The 23,022-nt window shown below is 52.6% G+C and carries 14 protein-coding genes; 9 read left to right on the forward strand and 5 right to left on the reverse strand.

Features of this window, described 5'->3' with window-relative positions; all coding sequences use genetic code 11:
• Positions 1 to 526 precede the first annotated feature (526 nt).
• The gene (locus tag ABDW36_RS24040) at positions 527 to 1,084 is read right to left on the reverse strand and encodes a hypothetical protein (protein WP_343704487.1); all 558 of its coding nucleotides are present in this window, start codon (positions 1,082 to 1,084) and stop codon (positions 527 to 529) included.
• A gap of 39 nt (positions 1,085 to 1,123) precedes the next feature.
• Here ABDW36_RS24040 and ABDW36_RS24045 point away from each other — a divergent pair, with 39 nt between their 5' ends.
• Positions 1,124 to 1,711, forward strand: coding sequence for a DUF488 domain-containing protein (locus ABDW36_RS24045; RefSeq protein WP_343704488.1), 588 nt, complete (start codon positions 1,124 to 1,126; stop codon positions 1,709 to 1,711).
• 81 nt (positions 1,712 to 1,792) lie between these two features.
• Complete coding sequence (locus ABDW36_RS24050) at positions 1,793 to 3,136, forward strand: alkaline phosphatase family protein (RefSeq protein WP_343704489.1); 1,344 nt, start codon at positions 1,793 to 1,795, stop codon at positions 3,134 to 3,136.
• 71 nt (positions 3,137 to 3,207) lie between these two features.
• Here ABDW36_RS24050 and ABDW36_RS24055 read toward each other — a convergent pair whose 3' ends face one another.
• Positions 3,208 to 3,978, reverse strand: coding sequence for a hypothetical protein (locus tag ABDW36_RS24055; protein WP_343704490.1), 771 nt, complete (start codon positions 3,976 to 3,978; stop codon positions 3,208 to 3,210).
• A 361-nt stretch (positions 3,979 to 4,339) separates the two neighbouring features.
• Between ABDW36_RS24055 and ABDW36_RS24060 the strand changes: the two genes are divergently transcribed.
• Together ABDW36_RS24060 and ABDW36_RS24065 are read left to right on the forward strand one after the other, a co-directional pair.
• Entirely contained in the window at positions 4,340 to 7,708 is a 3,369-nt protein-coding gene (locus ABDW36_RS24060; protein WP_343704491.1) for a chondroitinase-B domain-containing protein, read from the forward strand.
• Positions 7,709 to 8,080: 372 nt separating this feature from the next.
• On the forward strand, positions 8,081 to 8,566 hold the full coding sequence (locus tag ABDW36_RS24065) for a DUF1772 domain-containing protein (protein ID WP_343704492.1): 486 nt from the start codon (positions 8,081 to 8,083) through the stop codon (positions 8,564 to 8,566).
• A gap of 5 nt (positions 8,567 to 8,571) precedes the next feature.
• Here ABDW36_RS24065 and ABDW36_RS24070 read toward each other — a convergent pair whose 3' ends face one another.
• Positions 8,572 to 9,126: a sigma-70 family RNA polymerase sigma factor gene (locus ABDW36_RS24070; RefSeq protein ID WP_343704493.1), complete on the reverse strand. Its 555-nt coding sequence runs from the start codon at positions 9,124 to 9,126 to the stop codon at positions 8,572 to 8,574.
• Positions 9,127 to 9,241: 115 nt separating this feature from the next.
• Between ABDW36_RS24070 and ABDW36_RS24075 the strand changes: the two genes are divergently transcribed.
• The 5 genes from ABDW36_RS24075 to ABDW36_RS24095 are packed head-to-tail and all read left to right on the forward strand — an operon-like array spanning position 9,242 to position 17,506.
• A complete protein-coding gene (locus ABDW36_RS24075; RefSeq protein WP_343704494.1) occupies positions 9,242 to 10,237 on the forward strand; it encodes a FecR domain-containing protein in 996 nt (331 codons plus the stop codon).
• 19 nt (positions 10,238 to 10,256) lie between these two features.
• Positions 10,257 to 13,658: a SusC/RagA family TonB-linked outer membrane protein gene (locus tag ABDW36_RS24080; RefSeq protein ID WP_343704495.1), complete on the forward strand. Its 3,402-nt coding sequence runs from the start codon at positions 10,257 to 10,259 to the stop codon at positions 13,656 to 13,658.
• 12 nt (positions 13,659 to 13,670) lie between these two features.
• On the forward strand, positions 13,671 to 15,278 hold the full coding sequence (locus ABDW36_RS24085) for a SusD/RagB family nutrient-binding outer membrane lipoprotein (RefSeq protein WP_343704496.1): 1,608 nt from the start codon (positions 13,671 to 13,673) through the stop codon (positions 15,276 to 15,278).
• Positions 15,279 to 15,299: 21 nt separating this feature from the next.
• Positions 15,300 to 16,352 (forward strand): glycoside hydrolase family 99-like domain-containing protein, encoded by a 1,053-nt coding sequence (locus tag ABDW36_RS24090; protein ID WP_343704497.1) that lies wholly within the window; start codon positions 15,300 to 15,302, stop codon positions 16,350 to 16,352.
• A gap of 11 nt (positions 16,353 to 16,363) precedes the next feature.
• A complete protein-coding gene (locus tag ABDW36_RS24095) occupies positions 16,364 to 17,506 on the forward strand; it encodes a metallophosphoesterase (protein WP_343704498.1) in 1,143 nt (380 codons plus the stop codon).
• 122 nt (positions 17,507 to 17,628) lie between these two features.
• On the opposite strand, the gene ABDW36_RS24100 is transcribed toward ABDW36_RS24095, so the two are convergent.
• Entirely contained in the window at positions 17,629 to 18,720 is a 1,092-nt protein-coding gene (locus tag ABDW36_RS24100; RefSeq protein WP_343704499.1) for a hypothetical protein, read from the reverse strand.
• Positions 18,717 to 22,781 (reverse strand): hypothetical protein, encoded by a 4,065-nt coding sequence (locus tag ABDW36_RS24105; RefSeq protein ID WP_343704500.1) that lies wholly within the window; start codon positions 22,779 to 22,781, stop codon positions 18,717 to 18,719. Before ABDW36_RS24105 ends, ABDW36_RS24100 begins: the two co-directional genes overlap by 4 nt.
• Positions 22,782 to 23,022: the final 241 nt, after the last annotated feature.

The raw sequence follows: 23,022 nt of genomic DNA on the forward strand, positions 1-23,022 counted from the left end.
CCGCCTGTAAACCGTAACCAGGACCAAAAATTCACCCTGTAAGCCGGAATCAGGATTAGTTTTGAGCATTGTAAACCAATATCAGTATTTTCTAAACCAAGGTGTAAACCTATATCAGGACAAGACCAAGTGTTGCGTTCAGGGATTCCAAGTACGTTCCAAGTACGTTTGCAGTACCTTCCAAGTACCTATGAAGTACCCCTCTATATTAGGGTACTTGATACGTACTTCATACGTACTTGGAACCTGCAAGGTACCTGCCTGGTACTAACTGCCGCTACCTTAGAAGGCAACTGTTACCACCAGTCTACCCGCAGGTTACTCCCACTCTCCGGCATAGTAACCCCCACCATACTCCCAGTATACCCCCAGGATGGTACGTGGGGAGTGTATGTTTTAGCCATTTTCAGGGGTAAGGTACATTCGGGACAGTCCCGGTTTTGGGAGATTTGTGTAACGGTAAGTTTTCAGGACTGATAGCATCACCTGTAACCGTTTTCATCCGGGCACTATATGCAGGGGAATATTAATATTTAGGTTGCCAGCTAGGATCAAACTTTCTGGTTTGGGGGCCAATATGGCCGAAGTCTATTGTAATTGTGTTACCCTCCTTATCACTTGAAAAAGCGTTGTCAATAATCAGGCAAAACGAAATAATCAGCTCATAATCGCAATCTTTGTCGGCAATTATTTTGTAATTGTCCCCTTCAAACCAGGATACCGCTCTCTTATCCCACCATGCTACTTGCTTATCATTTTTATAGACAGAATATTTCCTGCCCCTGTGCCCGAAAATATCATACAAGTCTTGTTCGACCTGACAGCAATAATGCGATTTCCAGAAATGTTTCGTCCTGAACTCAAATATATCATTGTCCCACCTGGTCAAATTATATGATGCCTTGAAGAGAGTCCATTTCTTTTTGATGGTATATCTAGGTTTGTTGTTCCCGGATTCGAACAGATGTATCTCCGGAAGCCAGGTTAATAGTTCTTTTGAAGCCACGTGTGTTTGCTGCCCATCAATGAATATATTGCTCTTGTCACTGATTGAAATTTTCTTCTGATTGATATCTATTTCCATTTTTTGGCCTGTCTGGATTATGTACAATGCCCTAAATATATGGGTTGGATCACATTTTTACTACATGGCATGTTTGTTGCGCCGCTTTACACCGTGCATACCATCTACACCATAGGGCATTCCACACACAGCGTTGAAGCATTCATAACCATGCTGCAATCCTTCCACATAACAGCGCTGGCAGACATCAGGCGCTTCCCCGGTTCGCGGCGGCTGCCGGGGTTCAACAAAGAGCAGCTGGCAGCGGAGCTGCAAAAAACAGGCATCCGCTACACGCATTTTGAAGACCTGGGAGGCAGAAGACCGGTACAGCAAGGTTCTAAAAATACCCGCTGGCGCAACAAATCGTTCCAGGGCTACGCGGATTACATGGAAACGGCTGATTTTGAAAGGGCGATGGCCAAACTGGAAACGATGGCGTTGGAACAGCCAACGGCTTACATGTGTTCCGAAGCGGTATGGTGGCGCTGCCACCGCTCCCTGGTATCTGACTACCTGAAAGCGAAGGGCTGGAAGGTGCTGCACATCATGGCGGCAGGCAAGGCGGAGGAGCACCCCTATACTTCACCTGCGCGGGTCAGCAATGGCCATGTGTTTTACTACGATGCAGATCTCTTCAATTCTTAACCCAAATTTCATATTTTACATAGCAGCGATGCCCTGTTGAATACCGTAATTTCACCACCGCTTAACTAACCTACAGCCCATATGAAAAAAGCCCTTATCGTTTTCTGCGCCTTCCTGCTGGGCCACACCGCCGTCAACGCGCAGAGCAGGCATGTGATCCTGATCAGTGTAGACGGCCTGCGGCCGGAATTTTATAAAGACCCTTCCTGGAACATGGTGCACCTGCGCCAGGCCATGCAGGAAGGCGTGTATGCAGACGGTGTTACCGGCGTATTCCCCACCGTTACCTACCCTTCCCATACCACCATGATTTCCGGTGTAAAACCGCTGAAACACGGCATCTATTACAATACCCCTCCTGAACCGCTGGGCATTACCGGCAAGTGGAACTGGGAATACAAAGACATTAAGACGCCTACGCTCTTCAGTGCGGCCAAAGACAAAGGCCTCAAAACCGCCTCCCTGTTCTGGCCGGTGTCTGTAGGCTCCCCGGCTACCTACAACGTGCCGGAGTACTGGTACCTGAAAGACAAAGGAAAGGGCCGCATCATGGTAAAGGCCCTCCGTGAGCACGCCCAGCCCCGCGGCTTCCTTGAAGAAATGGAAGAATACGCCACCGGCAAGCTGGACGAGCAAGACTTTGACGGCGACTACCTGGCCATAGACGCTAACCTGGCACGCATGGGCAGCTATATCGTCCGCAAATACAAACCGGCCTTCATGGCGGTACACCTGGTAACGGTAGATCACTTTGAGCATGAGGAAGGACGTGACGGGCCCAAGGTAAGGGCATCTGTTGCGGCTGCAGACAGGGCCATCAAAGACATCCTGGAGGCGGTACAACGGGCAGGCATCAAAGACAGCACTACCATCATTGTAACAGGAGATCATGGTTTTGTAGACATCCACTCCGCGCTGGCGCCCAACGTGCTGCTGGCAAAGGCAGGCCTGTATGACCCGCAGCGCCCTGACAACTGGAAAGCCTATTTCCACCCTGCCGGCGGCGGCGCTTTCCTGCAACTGAAAGACAGGAATGACCAGCAAACGAAAGAAAAAGTATTGCAACTCCTGAAAGACCTGCCCATACAACAGCAAAACGCATTTATCATCAAAACCCGCGAGGAGCTGGATGCCATCGGCGCCGATGCTACCGCAGCCTTTGGCCTGGCCGCGCAACAAGGCTTTACCTTCAGCCCTGCCGCTACCGGCGATTTTATCCGCGCGGCAAAAGGTGGCACCCACGGCTTTTATCCAGACTTCAAAGAGATACAGACAGGTTTTGTGGCTTTTGGCCGCGGCATCCGCAAAGGCGGCGTAATACCGCAAATGGGGCTGACAGACATTGCGCCGCTGATCAGCCACCTGCTGCAGCTGAACATGCCCGCAGGAGATGGCATGCTGTACAACGGGATACTGGCCAAATAAACCGAACCTGCATTGCATAAAAAAGGGCTGACCATCGTTTGCTGGTCAGCCCTTTTTAGCAGATCAAACCGTTAGTTAGGCGCTGTTCCGTCTTTATATAATTTCACGTTCCGCCATTGCACTGTTGCCGTGCCGGTGGTCAGCGTGCCGTAGTTGCCATACTTCATGTAATTGGTAACGGACTCATTATCCGCGATATCTGCCTTCTTCACACCGTTCACATAGATCTTGATACGGTTGCCAACATTCTCCTGCAGGTGGATCACGTTGATCTTTACCTCCTGGTCATAAATGTTGGTGGCCAGCGTTTGTCCGGCGCCACGGATGGAGCCGCCATCGGCGGAATACCCGCGTATCATTAGCTGTGTAGCGCCGGAGGTACTGCCGAATATCTGCATGAGAGACTCATCGTTCAACGGCGGAACAATTTTTACATACCCTTCAAATTGCCGGCTGCCGGTTGAATAATCATTCAGCAGGCGGATCTCTGAACGGTTGGTTTGTGTGTTCAGCAAGCGAAAAGTTTCTGTGCCGTTGCTGTACGTATAGTCCGCACAGATGGGATTGCCTACAGATTTGTAGGTCGTCCAGTTGAAGATCTGCAGCCCGTTGGCATCGTCCAGGTGTATCTTCTTGGTGGGAAAGTATTCCACCCAGCCAGACCCTATGGCCGCGGCTACTACTGCGCCGGAAGTGCTGTTCTGCTGTTGCAGTGCGGCAGCGCTCCCACCGTCTGCTTTCGGGACGGCTTCTTTGGTGCAGCCGTACAACATAGCGGCTGCAAGGAAAACAAGGAGCGGTTGTTCAGGCCAGCGCATAGCTGTGCCTCCACGAGTTTTCATAACGTGTTTCATGTGTGTGTGGTTTGATTAAAAAAAGAAGCTCTTGTGCAGACGGGAAGGAAAACAAACCGGCTAACGGTGACGGCACAATGAATATAGAATAAATCCCTTCTTTTTGCAAAATCGTTTTTGTTAAGGGGCAGGAAAGGATAAATTTATACCGCGATTTGAGCAAAAACTATCTGTCAGTGAAATGCCTGGTGTCTGGACGAAACTGCCGTACATGCAAATCATAACAGTTCCGGGTAAAATGCTATCAGTCCGGCAAGCTTTTTTTATCGAGATTACATACGTCAATTCCACGCTCTGCAGGCGGCGCTTTTACGGCGTTGCCAACCGTTTTATCAAACCTTGATTCCACATGATGAAAACACTACCCCTCCTTGCCTTGCTGCTATGGGCAGCCTCTTCGCTGGCAGCCGTCATCCCGGTCAATTCACTGCCTGCGCTGCAGGCCGTCATCAACAACGCCGCTCCCGGCGATGTGATCGTTCTGGCCAACGGTGTGTACACGGCTTCGGCCAACATCACCATCAACCGCCAGGGCACGGCGGCGCAGCCTATCACCATTACGGCAGAAACTGTTGGCGGTGCGGAAATCACCGGCACAGGCGGTTTTTACATTGCCAGCCCGTCCGCCCACATCGTGATATCCGGTTTCGTGTTTACGCATAGCGCGGGAAAGGCGGCGCTGGCGCGCGGCACATCTTTCTGCAAGCTGCTCCGTAATGTGTATGAAACTCCCGGCGCCGGAGACAACCTGAACGTGCAGGGAGATGATCATGAGCTGGGCTACAATACCTTCCGGAACAAAGCCGCCCTGGGACAGTTCCTTTCCATTCACGGCTCCGGCGGGCCGGGTGCTTCGGGCAGCCAGGCAGCCCGCCGCATCTGGGTGCATCACAATTATTTTTACCGCCAGCTGCCCGGAGGCGGCAACGGCTCTGAAACCCTGCAGTTCGGGCTGAGCGGGTTCAGCCTCTCCACCAGCAACAGCCTGGTTGAATACAATGTGTTCGAACAGTGTGATGGTGAGAACGAATCCTTATCCGTAAAGGTATCCGGCATCACCGTCCGTTACAATACCTTCAAGAACTGCCCTGCCCAGTTCACGTTGCGCCACGGCAATTTCAACAAGGTGTACGGCAATTATTTCCTGAACACGCCGGGCATCCGGTTTTTTGGTGATGATCATGTTATTCACAGTAATCACTTTGAAGGCTGCAGCATTGCCATCAACATCGGCAACGGGTCTGCCGAAGTGTCTGAAGGCGGGGCGCTGACCTCTCATGACCGGCCTGACCGCGTGCTGATTACCTTCAACACTTTGGTGGGCAATGCCACCAACATCCGGCAAACGTCCAGAACAAACGGGCTCGGCTCTACGTACATTACAGGCGCATATAACATTATTGCCAACAGCCCTTTCCAGGCTGTGCAGATACTGGGCCCTTCTACCAACAGGGTCTGGAAAGGCAACATTGTCCATAATGTGACCAACAACGGCGGCAATATCCCTGACACCTCTTACATCATAGCAGACCCCTTGCTGGCGCGTGACATTACCGGCACTTTCCACCTGCAACCGGGCAGCCCGGCTATTGGCATGGCAACTGACAATTTTCCGGCAATAACAACAGACATGGATGGCCAGCCGCGCAGCCTGCCGTTTGACGCGGGTGCAGACCAGGTGTCAGTGGCGCCGGTGAAAGCCCAGCTGATGGACAGTTCTCTCGTTGGCCCGAACGCCGGCAACACCGCGCCGGTGGTGGGCATACAATCTCCCCTCAGCGGCGCCATCTTTCAGGCCGGCCAGCCGGTGCCCTTTGCGGCAGATGCCATCTCGCTTACAGACAGCATTACGCACATCAGGTTTTTGGTAAACGGCGTTGAAGTAGCGGCAGACAGCAGCCGCCCTTTCCGTATCAACTGGAATGCCGTCTATGGCCGCCATACGCTTTCTGCTATTGCCTACGACGCCAATGACCGCGAAAGCGCAGCGGCTACCACACAGGTGATTGTAAATCCCGCCGGAGCGGCAGTGAGCATCACGGCGCCGCTCAACGGTTCTGTACTTACGGGGCCGGTTTACCTGGACCTCGCAGCCTCCGCAACAGACTCGCTTTCCGCCGTTAGCGCCGTTGCCTTTTACAACAACGGCTTGCTCATCGGCATTGATTCCGTTGCCCCGTTCCTGTACCGCTGGATGAGCCCGCCCATCGGCAATGCCGTACTACAGGCCCGCTCTGTGAATGTTAACGGAGATACTGCCATATCAGCCAATACAGCAGTAAGCATCCTCTCCGGCCATCTCGATATAACAGACAATGGCGGCATTATATCAGGCCAGTACCCCAATACGTCCAAACCTGCAGAGAACTTCCCGTCACTGATAGATAACAACCCGGCTACCAAATATTACCGCAGCGGCAGAACGGCGTTGTGGGTGCAGTACCAGTCTGCCGCGCCGGCCATTGTGGTACGCTACACGCTTACCTCCGGCAACGACCGCCCGGCGCGTGACCCCAAAGACTGGCGCCTGCTGGGCTCCAGCAACGGCACAAGCTGGGATACGCTGGATGTACGGACCGGCGAGTCTTTCGCGTCAAGAGGCTTGCTTAAATCCTACACGGTAGCCACTAATATGCAGCCTTACATATACTTCCGGCTGGATATCCTGGACAATAACGGGGAAACGAATACGCAACTGGCGGAATGGGAACTGTTCGAGAAAAGGTTGCAGGTGATCTCGTTTGACAGTATCGGTACCCAGCGTTATGGCGAAGGCCCCGTGGAGCTTAGCGCGGTCTCATCTACCGGCCTCCCGGTTGCATTCAGCGTAACAGACGGCCCCGCCACGCTGGAAGATAACCGCCTGCAACTGCTTGCGCCGGGCACTGTTACTGTTAAGGCCATAGCGGCGGGCAACGATAATTATTTTGCCGCAGATACCTTCCAGACCTTCACCGTTCTCAAAGGCTTGCAGGAGCTGGACTTTACACCGGTAGAAGGAAAAACTTACGGAGATACCACATTTGCGCTGCAGGCAACATCTTCCGCCAACCTGCCGGTGTTCTTCAGATTGGTGGCAGGCCCGGCTTCACTGCAAGACTCGATGCTGACCATTCTTGGCGCGGGAGAAATAACCGTGCGGGCCATACAGGCTGGCAACGATTTTTACGAAGCGGATTCTGTAGAACAGACCTTTACCGTGCAAAAAGCGTCGCAGTTCATCACATTCCCTGCTATTGAGCCGCAACGCCGCATGAAATCTGTAACCTTGCACGCCTCCGCCTCCACCGGGCTGCCGGTAACCTACCAGGTAACGTCTGGCATGGCCATGCTAACAGACAGTACCGTGAAGCTGCTGGACGAGGGCCTTGTTACCATCCGCGCCACGCAGGCGGGTAATGAGAACTATGATACGGCCACCGCTGAACAACACATCCTGGTACTGGGCCCTGAACTGGTGCGGGATGAGGTGGACATCACCATCTACCCCAACCCTACCCGCGGCCCGCTTACCGTAAGGCTGAACAAGAAACTGGACCGTGCTTATACCTTCCGCGTATTTGACCGCGCCGGCAACCAGGTGGCCTACGCTATTATGCCGCAGGGGCATGGCTCCGCCACAATGAGCCTCAACCTTACGTCCCTCCGGCGTGAACTTTATTTTATTCATGTAACAGACGGGGTAAATAAAACAGTGAGGATGATCGTGAAGTTGTAAAGGGATTTTCTTTTCATTCCGGGGCCGCCTTAGTACTTTTGAGGCGGCCCTGCTATTATTTAATACTTCACTGTCATCCCGATGTTAAACGCTGCTCCCCTCCCCTTTGAATAAAACCCGGTATCATGAACCACTGTGAACGCGCCGGGAAATAGTCGGCATTAAAGAGATTCTCTTCTACATAACTGAAAAATGCATGGAGGTAGCAGCCAAGAATTACAAATTTGCTTAACATGTAGCGGTTGAAATTTCCGCAAAATTACCATTTGCTGTATGCCCTGAGTGTTGGATCGGGAAATTATTTGCGCGGGACGGAAAATGAATCAGCCCGATATTTGCTGCTGAAAAACAGTTTCACCAAACTCTAAAGCCATGAAACTGAAAATTTCGCAATATATAGCGCTGTTGCTATTGCTGCTGGTAACAGGCACTTTCTGGGGCACCTGGTTCACCCTCACCCGTTCTCTCGAAACTTTCTCTGCGCAGGAATTCATTCATATCGGCAAAACCATTATTGCCAATGTGGCATGGCCTATGCGGGTCATTATGCCGCTGGCCATTGCATTCGTTATTTTGTCTCTCTGGTGGTACCCGGATAAAAGGTCTGCCGGCTTTTACGTATGCCTGCTGGCGGGCGCATTGCTGGTGATCACCCTGCTGATAACGGTGGGCATTGAAGTGCCGATAGATAACGAGATAAAGCAGTGGAGCGCGTCAGTATTACCGGGCAACTGGGAAGAGATACGAGACCGGTGGAAAGTGTTCCATGCCATCAGAACATTGACGGCGGTGGCCAGCTTTGCGTGTTTCAGCGGTGCCGTCTTGTTCGGGAGCAGCGAAGGGCCTTCCATTTATTGATCCGGCTACCCCATCCGCGTTTGCAGCAGGGATAAAATGAGCATGCCTTGCAGGGCCCTCTCCGGCAAGCTGGCCCGGAGCGTGCGCATGGCCTCCCCCAGGTGCCGCTTCACCGTGTTCACACTGATCTTCAACCGCGCGGCCGTTTCCTGCTGGCTCAGGCCTTCTATTTTGGTAAGGCTGAACACCAGCCGCTGCCGCGGGGGCAATGCTGCTATGGCAGCCTTGTACACGCTCATGGTTTCCCGCCATTGCAGCCCTTCATCTGCTACGGTGGTCTGCTCCTGGTTTTGCTGCCAGGCACTGTTCCGCAGCCTGGCGCGCGCATCTTTCCGTACAGCGTCAATAGTGGCATGCATGGCCCAGGTGCGCAGCATGGGCAGCAGCTTCTCGTCGTCGCGGATGGTGCCCATTCGCTCCCAGAGCCTGATGTAACATTCCTGCAGCACGTCCTTTACTTCATGATCGTTATCCAGATAACGTTTTACAAACCCATACAGCTTGTAATAAGTGGCATCGTATACTTTTTCAAATCTGTCGCTCACCTTCTCTTTTTGCATAGCTGACGAAAAATATATCTGTGGAGAGCTGCAAGATAGCGTTGCAATATTACCAAATCGTTAATCCCGTTACGGCACTGATACTTTCTCTTTTCCGGCAACGTGTAACATATGTATGATCACACAGGAGTTACTGAACAAATATTTTAAAGGGGAATGCACCGCCGCTGAAGAGGCATTGGTAGCGCGCTGGCTGCAGCAGGCAGACCTGCCCGAGCTGCGCAAGCATATGGAAGCCGGATGGGAGCAGGAGGGGGGCCTGCCGGCCGGTGAAGCGCTGAAGCAGCAACTGGCGGCAGACCTCCGCCGGCAGCTGTACCCGCCGCAACAAAAGCGGCCGGTGTACAAAATATGGCTGCGGTTGGCCATACCTGCCGCCGCTGCGCTGCTGGCGCTGCTCTGGTACTGGACCGGCAGCCTCCCCCGCCCGCAAGAGAACTCCCTGTCGGCCATGCGGCCAACATGGGATACGGTGGTGAACACCACCACGGGCAAACGGCACTTCACCCTGCCTGACAGTACCAGGGTATGGCTGTCTCCCGCCAGCCGCCTCATTCATTCCATAGCCGCTGAAAAGCGGCTTGTACAGCTCATCGGCCAGGCATTTTTTGAGGTAGCACCTGATGCCGCCAGGCCGTTTTCCGTGCTGACGGGCAACGTGGAAACGCAGGTGCTGGGTACGGCCTTCAACATAGAAGCTTACCAGGGAGAAAGGTCTATTCGCGTATCTCTCGTTAGCGGAAAAGTGGCGCTGTTCAGGAAAAACGCACCACCAGGCGCGGCGCCCCTGTCTCACCTTGAAAAAGGGCAAGCTGCTACCTGCAGCAGCACAGGGCTGCTGGTGAGCAAAGACACGCTGCGGTTAACCGCGCCGGCCGACTGGACCAGCCAGGCTACCGTGTTTGACAACGTACCTGTACAAGACGCACTGGAGAGAATTGCCGCGCAATACGGCATTACCATACAATATCACAAGGGTGTGAATTTCGGCAGCAAAAGGTTCTCTACTGTATTTGACCGCGAAACGCCTGAACAGATGGTCCGGAACATCCTGTTCATTGCCGATTGCCGGTACAAGCTCGAAGCCGGAAAGCTGGTAGTTCTTCCTTAATCCAAATCTATTTGTACTTATGTCTGTTCAACTGAAAACAAAACGGGGCCCGAGATGGCCTCTCCTGTTCCTCCTGCTGTTGCTGACCGGCTGGCGTGCCGCGGACGGGCAGGAAACATTATCGACTCTCACTGCCGGCATCCGGTTTTCCGCGCGGGAAATATCCGCCACGCGGCTGTTTGACGAATTGAAAATACAAAGCGGCTACAACTTCCTGTTTGACCGGCACCGCTTTGACAACATCCTGCTTTCCAACCTGAAATACGAGCGCAGCACACTGGGCGCTGTACTGACAGGTTTGCAGGAGAAACAGGGTTTCCTTTTTTCCGTGGCCGGCCGCAACATTGCGGTGAAACCTTCGTCTACCGTACCGCCCGGCAGCATTACCGGCAAAATTACGGAGGAAGAAGGCGGCGAGCCCGTTGAAGGCGCCGTAATACGGGTCAATAACAAAGGCGTTACCAGCCGGGCAGACGGCACCTTTGCCATTTCCCTGCCGCCGGGGCGCTACTCCGTCAGCATCAGTTTTGTGGGGTATACTACCTGGCAGGCGGCAGGCGTGGAAGTGAAACCCGGTGAGGCCACACCGCTGCAGGTAAGGCTGAAGCGGGAAAGCGGCAAGCTCTCTACCGTGGTGGTAACCGCGCTGGGCATCAGGCGGGAGGTAAAAGCCCTCTCCTACAGCCAGCAAGGAATTGACATGAACACCATGAACGAAACAAAAAGCCCCAATATCATCAACCAGCTGTCCGGGAAAATTGCCGGGCTGCAGGTAGTGCCGTCCGGTTTCAACACCGGTTCTTCCCGCGTGATCATCAGGGGCAACAGTTCCCTGACCGGCAACAACCAGCCGCTGTTTGTGGTAGACGGCATGCCGATAGACAATGAAATGGGAGACGCTGGCAGCATAGATTATGGTAACAATGCCGCAGACCTGAACCCGGAAGACATTGAGAGCATACAGGTGCTGAAAGGCCCCAATGCCTCCGCCCTCTACGGCTCCCGTGCGGCCAACGGGGTTATACTGGTCACCACCAAAAAGGGCTCCGGCAAGTTCAGGGTATCCGTCAATTCCAGCACCATGTTCCAGCGCCTCACAGAGTTCCCTGAATACCAGAACGCGTACGGCGTAGGCACTTCGTTCTACATAGATAACACCAACAGGATACCGCAGGCGGTCAAGAATTACCGCAGCTGGGGCGCTCCCATGCTCGGCCAGCCCTACGTAGCGCTCAACGGGGAAATCAAGCCGTATCTCCCCCAACCTGATAATGTGAAGGACTTCTATAATACCGCCCGCCTGCTGACCAATACCGTGGCGGTAGAAGGCGGCAACGCCAATACACAGTACCGCATTGCCTATACCAACTATGACGGTACCAGCATAGTGAAGGGCTTCAACGAAAACAACAAGCACAATATCAACATCCGCCTGCTGAATAAAATGGGCAACCGCTTCAGCGCAGACACCAAGATCAATTTCATACGCGATGTGGTGAACAACAGGCAATACTCCAACGCCAATGGCAGAAATCCTACCAACCTGTACACACATATGGCCAGAAGCACAGACCTGGCGGAGCTGCTGCCCTACAAAGATCCGGTAACAGGCAAGGAAACCGGCACCCACCGCAATTTCAGCAATCCTTACTGGGTGATCAACGAAAATCCCAACAAAGACACGAAAGACAGGGTGATAGCATCCTTCAGCCCGGAGCTGAAAATAGCCTCCTGGCTGAAACTGACCGGCCGCGCGGGCGCGGACATCTACTGGTGGGAAGGTTTTGAGTTCAACAACATCGGCTCCATTGTAGCCAGCAACCCGGACGGTTTTATGAGAACGTTCAACACCCGCCAGCAGAATTTTAACCTGGAAACCATACTCACGGCAGACAAGAAGTTCAATAACTTTTCCCTGATAGCCAATGCCGGCGCCAGCCGCTTCAGCACCGGGTATGAAAGAAGGGAGCAGCGGGTCAACTCCCTCCTGCAGCCGGGCCTCATCAACCTTTCCAATGCAAAGGAATACCCCGTGGCCACCCAGAACCGGCGAGACAGGCAGCTGAACTCCGTATTCGGCGCCGTTTCACTGGGGTATCAGAACTTCGCGTTCCTGGACGTGACAGGCCGGAACGACTGGTCTTCCACCCTGCCCGCCGGCGGCAATTCCTACTTCTACCACTCCATGGGCGGTACACTGATACTGACAGACATGCTGAACATCAAAAGCAACCTGCTCAATTTTGCCAAGCTGCGGGCTTCCTATGCCGTGGTGGGGAACGATACAGACCCTTACCGCCTTGAGCAGACCTACAGCTTCAACGGCTTCTTCAATGGCGCCACCATTGCCTCGCTTTCCACCACCATGAACAACCCCAACCTTAAACCGGAAAAAACGGCCTCTTTCGAAACAGGGCTTGACCTGCGGCTGTTCAGGAACCGGCTCAACATTGACGCTACCTACTACAATGCCGCTACCACCAACCAGATCATCACCGCGCAGCTGCCGGCCTCCAGCGGGTACCAGCGCCGCCTTTACAATGCAGGCAAGATCAGGAACTGGGGGTACGAACTGAGCATGACCGGTACCATTGTGCAAACCAGGAAGCTGAAGTGGGAAACATCCCTCAACTTTTCCCGGAACAATTCTGAAGTAGTGGAGCTGATAGACGGCGTGCCGCGGTTCCAGCTGAATAACAACTCCAGCTACATATACGTGTATGCGGAAGTAGGCAAGCCTTACGCCTACCTGCGCGGCCTGGGCGTGGCCCGGAACGAAAAAGGCCAGATGCTGATAGAAGACGGCGGCTCACTGCTTGTAAAAGACAACGACATGGCCTTTGGCACCGCTACGCCAGACTGGATAGGCGGCATCAGCAACAGGATATCGCTGGGCGCGTTTGACCTGGGTTTCTTGCTGGACTTTAAAAAGGGCGGCGTGCTCTATTCCGGCAGCTACTCCCGCATGCTGACCAACGGCGTGGCCGCTGAAACCCTTTACGGCAGGGATGACTACTATAAACACACGGTCATATTCGGGGAGAGCAATAACGAGCTGACCGGCGGCGCCATGTGGGACGCCTACTTTGCAGACGGCACCAAAAACAACAAATACGTTACGCCGCAGAACTACGAGTATGCCAGGCCTAACTACGCCGAGTTTGTGATGTTCGACGCATCTTTCATCAAGCTCCGCGAAGTAACACTGGGATACACGGTGCAGCCCGGGCTGCTGAAAGGCACACCGCTGAAAGACGCCAGGGTATCCCTGGCCGGGCGCAACCTGGCTATTTTTCACCGTAAAACGCCCCGCGGCATTGACCCGGAAGCTTCTTCCACTTCCGGGAACGGCCAGGGGATAGAAAACGGTTCACTGCCGCCCAACGCCATTTATGGATTCAACATCAGGCTTACGTTCTAAACTGCTATCAAGATGAAAAAAATTCACATATACCTGTTCGTTGCCTTGTGCGCCTTTTCCGCCTGCACCAGGAACTTCGACGAGATCAATACCGATCCCAACAACCCCACGCGGGTGGAGCCGGATTTTTTGCTGACAAATGCCATTCTCCGCACCATGAACCTGTATGGCGGAGACATGAACCGCGTGGTGTTTTTCAACTACACCCATCACTACTCCGGCTTCCAGGGAGAGTTTCAACGCTACACGTTCAACCAGGCCTCCAACAACACCTACTGGAAAAACACTTACATAGACTGCCTGCAGCCGGTGAAACAAATAGCGCTGAACTATAAGGATAACCCTGCCTACCGGAACCGGGTGGCTATTGCCGGCATATGGCAATGTTTTATTCTCTCCAACGCGGTGGCCACCTGGGGCAGCGTGCCCAAAACGCATGCGCTCAACGGAGAGCCCAGCGTGCCGTATGACAAAGAAGAAGATATTTACTATGCATTGCTGGACGAGCTGAAAACACTGGCCGCGGCCATAGACCCGGCGGGAGACACCTATGCCGCCAATGCAGACAAAGTGTACGGCGGCAACCTGCAGCAATGGAAAAAGTTTGCCAATACGCTGCGCCTCCGCCTGGCCATGCGCATTTCAAACGCTGCTCCCAACGGCAACCCGGACAAGGCCAGGGAAGTGGTAGCGGAAATATTTGCCGATCAGCAGAGCACCATTACTACCCAGGCAGAAACCGCCGCCGCGCAATGGGGCGCCAGCAGCGATACCTGGAATCCGCTCTACAACTACGCCGTGTATAACAGCACCGCCAACAAGGCCACCATACCTGTGCTGAATGAATCACTGGTGTACCACACGCTGCCCTACCAGGACCCGCGCCTGGGAGTTTACGGCAAGCCCGCCGCACAAGGGCCGCAGGCAGGCCGTTTCTTTGGCCAGAATATTTCTTACGGCGGCGGAAGCCAGTACGCGTCCGGCCAGCAGGTAAACCCGCATACCGGCCTGAAGCAGGAAGATTATTCGCAGATCGGGGAACGGTTCACCAAACCTGACGCGGAGTATGTATTCCTTTCTTATGCCGAAGCCTGCTTCCTCAAATCAGAAGCTGCCTTAAAAGGCTGGTGGGGCACGCCGGAACAGGCGGAGCAATGGTATTACCAGGGCATAGACGCTTCCTTCAACCGCTACGGCCTCTCTACCGCGCAGGCCGCCGCTTACAAGGCCACGCCCGGCATCAGATGGGGCACTGCTGCTGACACTACCGGCAGACAGGCTGAATTTGAAGACTGGCTGGGCATTTGCTCCAGCTACGTGCCTGCAGGCGATCATTACCGGCAGATTGTGATGCAGCACTGGCTGGCCATCCCCATGCAGGGCATTGACGCCTGGACGCTCATCCGCAGAACAAGGCTGCTGGAATTTCAGCCCCAGTTCGCTACGTACGACGGGGATTACAAATACGTGCCGCAGCGCATCCTCTACCCTTCTGAAGAATACCAGGCCAATCCCGGCGAAGTGAATAAGGCCGCAGGCTGGCTGCAAGGCGCAGACGATCTGTACACCAAACTCTGGTTTGCCCTGCCGCAGGTAAAAAACCCGTTCCTTCCTTATTGATCACCTGAACAAAAGAACAGCATGAAAAAGATACTTTCTGTGCTGGCCCTTGCATTGCTTGCGGCCTGCAGCAAAAACAACGAATACCTGCCGCCTGACTTCAACCAGCCCATACCAGACGTACCGGTTACGGCAAACATAGCAGTAGGCGCCTACTACTACAACTATTCCACCGCAGACTGGGCCAAAAAATATGCGGATACGCCCGTGCTGGGCACCTACAGCGCCCTGAAAGCCGAAACCATGGCGCAGCACCGCACCTGGGCAGACATAGGCGGTGTAGACTTTTTTGTTTTCAACTGGAACGGCGCCGCCGCTGGCAACCCGTTGTTGAACAGTTTCATTACCGGAAGGAACGAAGCGGTAAAAATGGTGATCAGCTACAACACCGCCCACCTGAACGCCACCAACGCCTCTCCCCTCACCGGCGCCAAACTCGCTACCATGCAGCAGGAAATCAGCACGCTGGCCGCGGCGCATTTTGATAGAGACTACTACTATCACCTCAACGGCAAACCGGTGATGATGATCACGCCGCTCAACCTCTCAGCCAACGCGGCAGCCAGCATCAACCATGCGGAAGTAGCGCGCAGCATACGGGAAATGCTGCAAAACGCAGGAACGGACGTTTACATCATCGGAGACATTACCAGCGGCTGGCTGCCGCCCCAGCGCTACGCTCCCGCCGTGAAAGCTATGGACGCCGTGGTGTTAAACAACTGGGCCACGGATAATTATGACCGGTATAATTTCTTTACATCGTACAGCAACATCAACTGGCAGAACTGGCGGGACTCTACCCTGGCCTGGCAATCCGTGGATTTTGTGCCCTGCGTGTTCCCGGGGTATAACGACAAGGTGATCAGCCCCACCAGCAAAATATATGATATAGAAAGGAGCCTGGAATTTTACCGGGAGTATTGCAACGTGGCCAAACTCAACATGAGCGAAAAAAGGCTGGTGCTCATTAATTCATGGAACAACTTCCAGGTGGGCACCGCGCTGGAACCTGCCGTTGAATATGGCGAAGCGTACCTGCAGGCCACCCGGCAAAACTTCAAACTACCCAAATAATAGCTGCTGATATGAAAAATATACACCGCAGGCAATTCCTGCTCACCATGGGCGCTCTTTCCGCCGCACTGCCGCTGGGAGCCGCCGCCTTCAGGTTTACGCCCCGGCCGGGCAACGCCTTCAGCTTCCTGCTGCTGGGAGACCTGCATTTTGACAAGCCCGAGCATCATGACATGCAGTACGTGCGCCAGTTCTATCCTAATGACATTGGCCAGATAGAGAATTACTGCCGCATTACGCGGGAGAACTTTCCCGGCCTGATGCAAGCCGCCAAAGAACGCGCAACGGCGATGAAGGCAGACTTCTGGCTGCAGCTGGGAGATTTTGTAGAAGGGCTCTGCGGCTCCGAAACGCTGGCCGCCCGGCAAACACAGGATTTTATTGATTATGTGAAAAACATGCAGCTGGAACGGCCCTTTTTTGTAGTAAAAGGCAATCACGACATTACCGGCCAGGGCGCCCGGGAAGTATACCACCGCACCGTGCTGCCCTGGCAGCAGCAGGTATTGAAGAACAACCCGGTATCAGGCGCCAACGCCACCTTTGTGTACAAGAACACCCGCTTTGTGATATTTGATTGTTATACCGCAGATGAAAGCCTGGTATGGCTGCAATCTGTGCTGTCGCAACACCGGGAAGAGCGCTTGTTCTTTTGCGTGCACCAGCCGGTAGTACCCTACAACGCGCGGGCCAACTGGCATGTATTTGCCAAACCCGCACAGCAGCAGAAAAGAGAACTGCTGCTCAACCTGCTGGGCAAACACAAAGCCATCGTGCTCACTGCGCACCTGCATAAAACCAGCATACTGACGCGGCGCACGCCCGGCGGCAGCTTTGTACAGGTAGGCCTGGGCAGCGTGGTGCCTGCCCCGGACGCCCCGGTGAAAGACCACCTGCAAGGAATTGACAAGTACAATGCAGACCTGCTGCAACTGGAACCGTCTTTCACCCCTTCCTCTTTTGCAGAGCGGAAAGAAAACATCGAAAAGGAAGCGCCCTTTATCAGGCACTTTGAGTATGCGGATTTCTGCGGGTATGGCGCCGTCAATATTTCGGAAGATGGGGAAATGGAGCTGGAAATTTACCGCAATATGGATAGCCGGCCCTGGAGCAAGGTGGACCTTAGCGGGTTGCTGCGGGAAGGTAACGCGTGAGAGGCATGATATTAAAAAACGCCCGCTGTCAATGGCAGCGGGCGTTCCTTGTTTTTAAACCTTTTTTCTTGCGGCAAGAGGGGCGTTTCATAATAGCAGTAATGTGACAGGTGGCTATTCCGTCAGTGTTTTCTGTTCAGGAAAAGGAAGTAGACCATCAGCATCAACAGGAAAACTCCGGTAGCTATCAGCCGGAGCAAACGCTCGTCACGGCTAAGCGGTACTTCAGATAAATCAGGAAAAATAACTTCAATAACCTTGATCAGCATGTATGACACTACTGATGCTATGAACAATACCTTGGTAAGGTTCATGACGCCGGTAGACCGGGCTTCGTTCAGCTTCGCAGCTTCTCCTTCAATATAGTGCACTCGCACATAGGTCCTGTAGTAGATAATGAAACCCTGCACAATAAAAATAGGCAGCAGGTAGAGGAACAGTTTTTCCGCCTTCCGTAGAATAGCGGTATCTCCGTTTGGTGTACTGCTTAACCAGAATGCGTCAATGATATGCCATGTGCTGTAGATAATGGTAGACAAGAGCAGCAGGTTAAATACAAAATACAGCAGCATAAAATCTATTGCTTGGGTTACCTTGGGCCCCCATTGCTCCAGTTTGGCGTTGATGGCATAAGATATGCCAAACTTCCGGGCCAGGTCGCGAAATTTATATTTCCGCAAGAAAAACGGGTCCATAGTGTCCGTTGGCTGCGGCGTATTATCGTGGTCTGTTACCTCGCCGGGATCAATATTCAGCATTTCAAGCGCCTTTACCAGAAGGTCTTCCTCAAAATACATGCGGTGAGCCGACTTGCTCAGAAAAAACTCCCTTGTGGGGTCAAGATCCTTTTTCGGGCAATCTACAATGTTGCTGATATAGATAATCTTTACATCACGCGGGAAGTTACGTTTGATATAGTCACCCAGCTCGAATCCCAGTGTATACCCTGTATCTTTCTCGCTTTCTATCAATATGCTGTCAATAATGAACAGATCAATGAAATGGTAGTAATCAAGTATTGTTTTAAAATCACGCCGCTGGACGAGAGTATTAATATGTCCAAAGTAGCTGCATTCCTCCTTTTTTCCTCCTCCGTGCTCAGGGTAAACCTGCAACACGTTTGCCGCCTTGTTGGAAAAACGGTCCTTGATCCGTTTGTAATGCATCTCATTGTCATCTATGACCAATACTTTCCTGGTAATTTCCTGTTTCATGGTATACTATTTTTTGGTACGAGACTGAAGGTTGCCAGAAAACATCCATTGTTTCCTGCCTCCGTTCTAAAATCGATGTCTGTAGCGCCAACGGACTCAAGTATTTTCCGGCACATGGCAATGCCGCCGTAAGCCTTGAATGTTTGGCTGGGCGCTGTTGCGTTGGCCCGCTTATTCCTGAAGGTGAACTTGTTGTCTTTGATCGTTACAGACAGGCCCATATCTCCTGACCTGGGGCAATTCTTTTTCATGTTGATCACGATCTCCACCATAACGACGTCCAGCACGTAGGGCTGTAGTTCCAGCACGCCGTCCGTTGCAGATATCTCGCACTGTACCGTGTCAAATTCCACGCTATGAGAACCAAGAAATGGCGTTTCGAACACATATCGCAACAGCATGCGCACTTCGGCTACCGTGTAACGCCTTGGTGCGGCGGCAAAAGAAGTTTCCACGTAACAGATCTGGCCAATTACGGCTTGGCCTATAATACGATGCAGCTCTATTTCATATGCGGGGTCATACACGCCGGTCCTTTGCAGCATACAGGAGCGCATAGCCTCAATATAATCCGGGATGCCGTGCTTAAGCCCCCTTTGGTAGCTGCGGAACTCCCTGGCCTCCATTATTTCAATAAACACGTCGCTGTCAAATTTGCGCTGCAGGTATTCAAGTATCTGCTCCTTGATCAGCAACAGCAGGCGTACGCGTTCCACATTCACGAACTCTACAAAGTTCTTAATGGTAGCCGGCGTTTTACTGCAAATGGCCAGCACGGCCTGCCCGCTATGATGCAGTCCGGAAGTGTCCGGAGCCAGCTCTGTGGCAGCCAGGCGGAAGAGTAATACCATTTCAGCTTCCTTCAGGTGGTGCATGCCGTTGCCGGCGCTCTGAAAGTCTTTTTGGAAAGCTTCGTCCACCGCCAGTACCGGAGACTCGCCGGAGTCACGATAATAGTGTGGCCGGAAAGACAGCATGCGATTGCCGCTGCGGGCCAGCGCCAGGAAGGTCTGCATGTTGCCGCCTTGATAGTCTTTCAGCCCGTAGAGGGTGTTGTAGATCAAGCCATCGGGATCCAGGGTAACGCGCGTATGAGGCCACATTTCCCGCTCGTCTGAAGAAATAACGTAGATGCCCGATGTGTCCTCATTGTCTACCCGCTTCCGGTATTCAATAAAAAAATAATATTGCAGGTCTTCCCCTATTATCTTGCTTGCAGCGTTCAGGATACTCTTGATCTCGTTGTGAAAGGTATCTCCCATCCCGCGTGGAGCGGCAGGGTTTCTGGGGCTTTTCAGCAGGGCGGTGGTATATAGCATAGACAGCACAGCGTTCTCAATACGCTGAAACGCCTCTGGTGTTGCGTTCCTGTGGTCTTTGGAGGCTGCAATGAATTTCCGCGCCATGGTCACAGAAGCGTGGTCATACTCTCCCGGCCGCAGATACCGCGCCCGCATTTCTTTCCTGAAAGCAGCCTCAAACGCAGGGGTTGCCCGGTCTGCTATCTCCCTGCCAGAATAGCCTTTCAATATCTCATCCGTCGCCAGGTCACGCATGAACATTTCCTTAAGCTCGTGCAGCAAATGAATGTTCTCTGATTTCAGGATACGGCCTAATTGGTAAAACGGGTCTGTCAGCAAGTCTTCCAACGTGGTGCCGGGCAGCGTATTGCCAACACCGTTCGGAAGCAGGTCGTCATCGTTCTGAAGTACTTCCAGCGTAATGGAACGGGAAGGGTTTTTGAAGATGAGTTCTTTGTAGCAGTGAAGCAGGAAGTATTTATAGGAATTGATCTTGTCTGAGCGGTATGCCAGGTTTTTCTGTCTCGCGTCAGCCAGTCCCTGCGGCAGGCCGCTTTCCCCGACGGCGTTCTTTTCCGAAATGGCCAGTATCTCCGCCTCGCGCCTGAAACTTTGTTTAAGGTTCAGCAAAAAGTTCCGGGATATAATGAAGTTGGAATTCAGGTCTACAGAGCGCCTGATGTGGAAGCGCAGCCGCATGAAGTCTGAAAACGTGGCCTTTTGCCGCTGCTCCCGGCTCATGTACCGGTTGAACGTGGCGGCCAGTTGCTCATTATTATAATTAAATACCGCCTCATAAATATTTTTATACCGGCGGAACTGCATGTCTGACAAGGTACGCAACGCAATTTCCCGGATAAGCTCTCTTTCCTTATGCAGCGCCCTACCGGGTAGAGCGGTACTCTCAATAAAAAAATACGCGTTCAGTTTTTCTTCAGAGCAAAGCCATTGCAACAGGTCTTCCAGCATCTGCCGGCTGAAGGAAGGCCGCCTGCCCTCTGCATCCTGTTTATTGGAATCTGCGAGGAAAATGCTGATATCGTGATGTACCTCCATTTTGATGAGGTTACGGACTGGCAGGGTGTACCTTAACCGGTACAGATCATACTCAGCACTGTTGGCAGTAAACGGAAAATGTTTCAGGTCTGTTATGTAATAGGTTTCCATCAGGTCTGGTAAGCTGACAGGGTTACCTTTCAGCAGCTCATGTCCCACAAAGAGCTTTAGCGCGTCCAGATGGCACTGGCCAAACAGCTGCAACAGCATTGTCTTTCTTTCTGTAATGGGGTCTCCCACGTGTTTAAGCTCTATATGCGGAATGTTGAGTTTAAAAAAAGACAGGAATGGAAGCTGATGTCCGTTTTCAGGGTGATGGGCCAGCAGGCTGTGTACCTCGCTTTTGGAAAACTGCGTTGACCGGTCAATCAGAGCCATGATCACGTCAAAACCAGCGCGCCGACCGTCTTTTGAGCGGATGGCCCTGATGTAATGGCTGATCTGCGTACATTGCAGGCCGCCAGCAATCACTTCGTCAAAATAAGCCAGCCGGTCTGCCGACCGTATCTGTTCTTCATGGATGGATACAAAGTTTTCATATGTATCAATGTAGGTCTGGAAAGGGATAACACTTACTTCTATATCGGTACCGGAAAACAGTTTGCTGTTGATGAGATCTTCCAGGAAAGTGGAATTGCTGAAATTGCCCGGAGTCACTATCACGAACCGTGTAATTTTTTCACCGGCCTCCGGCCTTACAAGCGGCCGGAGTCCTTCAATGAAATATGTCAGGATGCCTGCCTTGTTCTGTTCATAGAAAAGATCGCTTCGGATGTAGTTCAGGAAGTTTTTACCGCCAATTGTGATATGCCCGTGCAGATGAGATGACGGCCAGCTTTTTCGGAACACTTCATTGAAAGATTTGCCGGCATGCTCCAGGTGATTACCCCGGTAATCAGGTAAATTGAGTACAAAAGCCGGTGTATCGTGACTATGGCGGGTGGGCAATAGCGGCACTTCTGCCTCAGTCTCATTTTCAGGAAAACAGTACTCACACCGTCCCGCCAGCCGTAATTCAGCTGGCAGCACATGCAGGAAACCTCCTGTAAAAGGCGTAGCCTGACCATCTCCAAGAAATACCTGTCGGCTGTCAATTCCTGTCCAGTGATGGCGTTTATACAGTTTCCGCAAGGATTTGGTGGGAAAACGGTCTGAGGGCAGGAATGTAGTACTATCGGAAAGCTTTTGCACGAAGATATCTGCTACCAGCAAGACGCTGAACAACTGCGGCAGCACCACCGGCATATCGCCGTTTTTGTCTGCCGCCACATACTTTTGCAGAAAACGCGCTATCTGCAGCGGGGTATTGAAAGTACAGGTAACCGGCATCACTACCAGCACCTGCTTATGGAAACGTGGCTCAAAGAGGAATGAGAACCCGTCTGCCTTTTTTTCCACCAGCGCAAAATTCGCCTGCTCTTCAGCCACGCCAGACATAGCCAGCGTTTTACGGAGAAACTGGCCGCTATAACTACCGTATCCCACCAGGGTGCATTGCTCAAGCGAAATGCCGTCTTCCCGGAACCGTTCCAGCAGCAGCGCCGATACCACTTTTACATTTTCTGAATGCTGAAAGAAACGCTTTACGTAATAATACCTGTCGCTATGCAACTGGCCGATCTCAAAGTGGCTTCCCCATTCAATAACACCGTTCTCTTTGCAGTCGATCCGGTTTTGCAACAGCTTTTCGTCCAATGCTTTCATAGACAAGGGAATTAAGCCATTAACAAAATTTGTTTTGGTAAAAAAAGCCGGAAATTCTGTAGGAAGTGGTTAAAAGCCCGTTAACAGGCAAATTGCGGCCCGCACGTAGAAAACTGTCGCCGTTGGGGATGATAATACAAGATAATATTCTTTTCCAAAAAGCAAAAAGAAACTTTTCACAAGTGCTCCAGAAATGGCAAAGCCCCCGTTCACCGGGGGCTTTGCTTTTATCAGGCCTTTT

This window comes from Chitinophaga sp. (assembly GCF_039596455.1).
In the GTDB taxonomy this organism is placed as follows: domain Bacteria; phylum Bacteroidota; class Bacteroidia; order Chitinophagales; family Chitinophagaceae; genus Chitinophaga.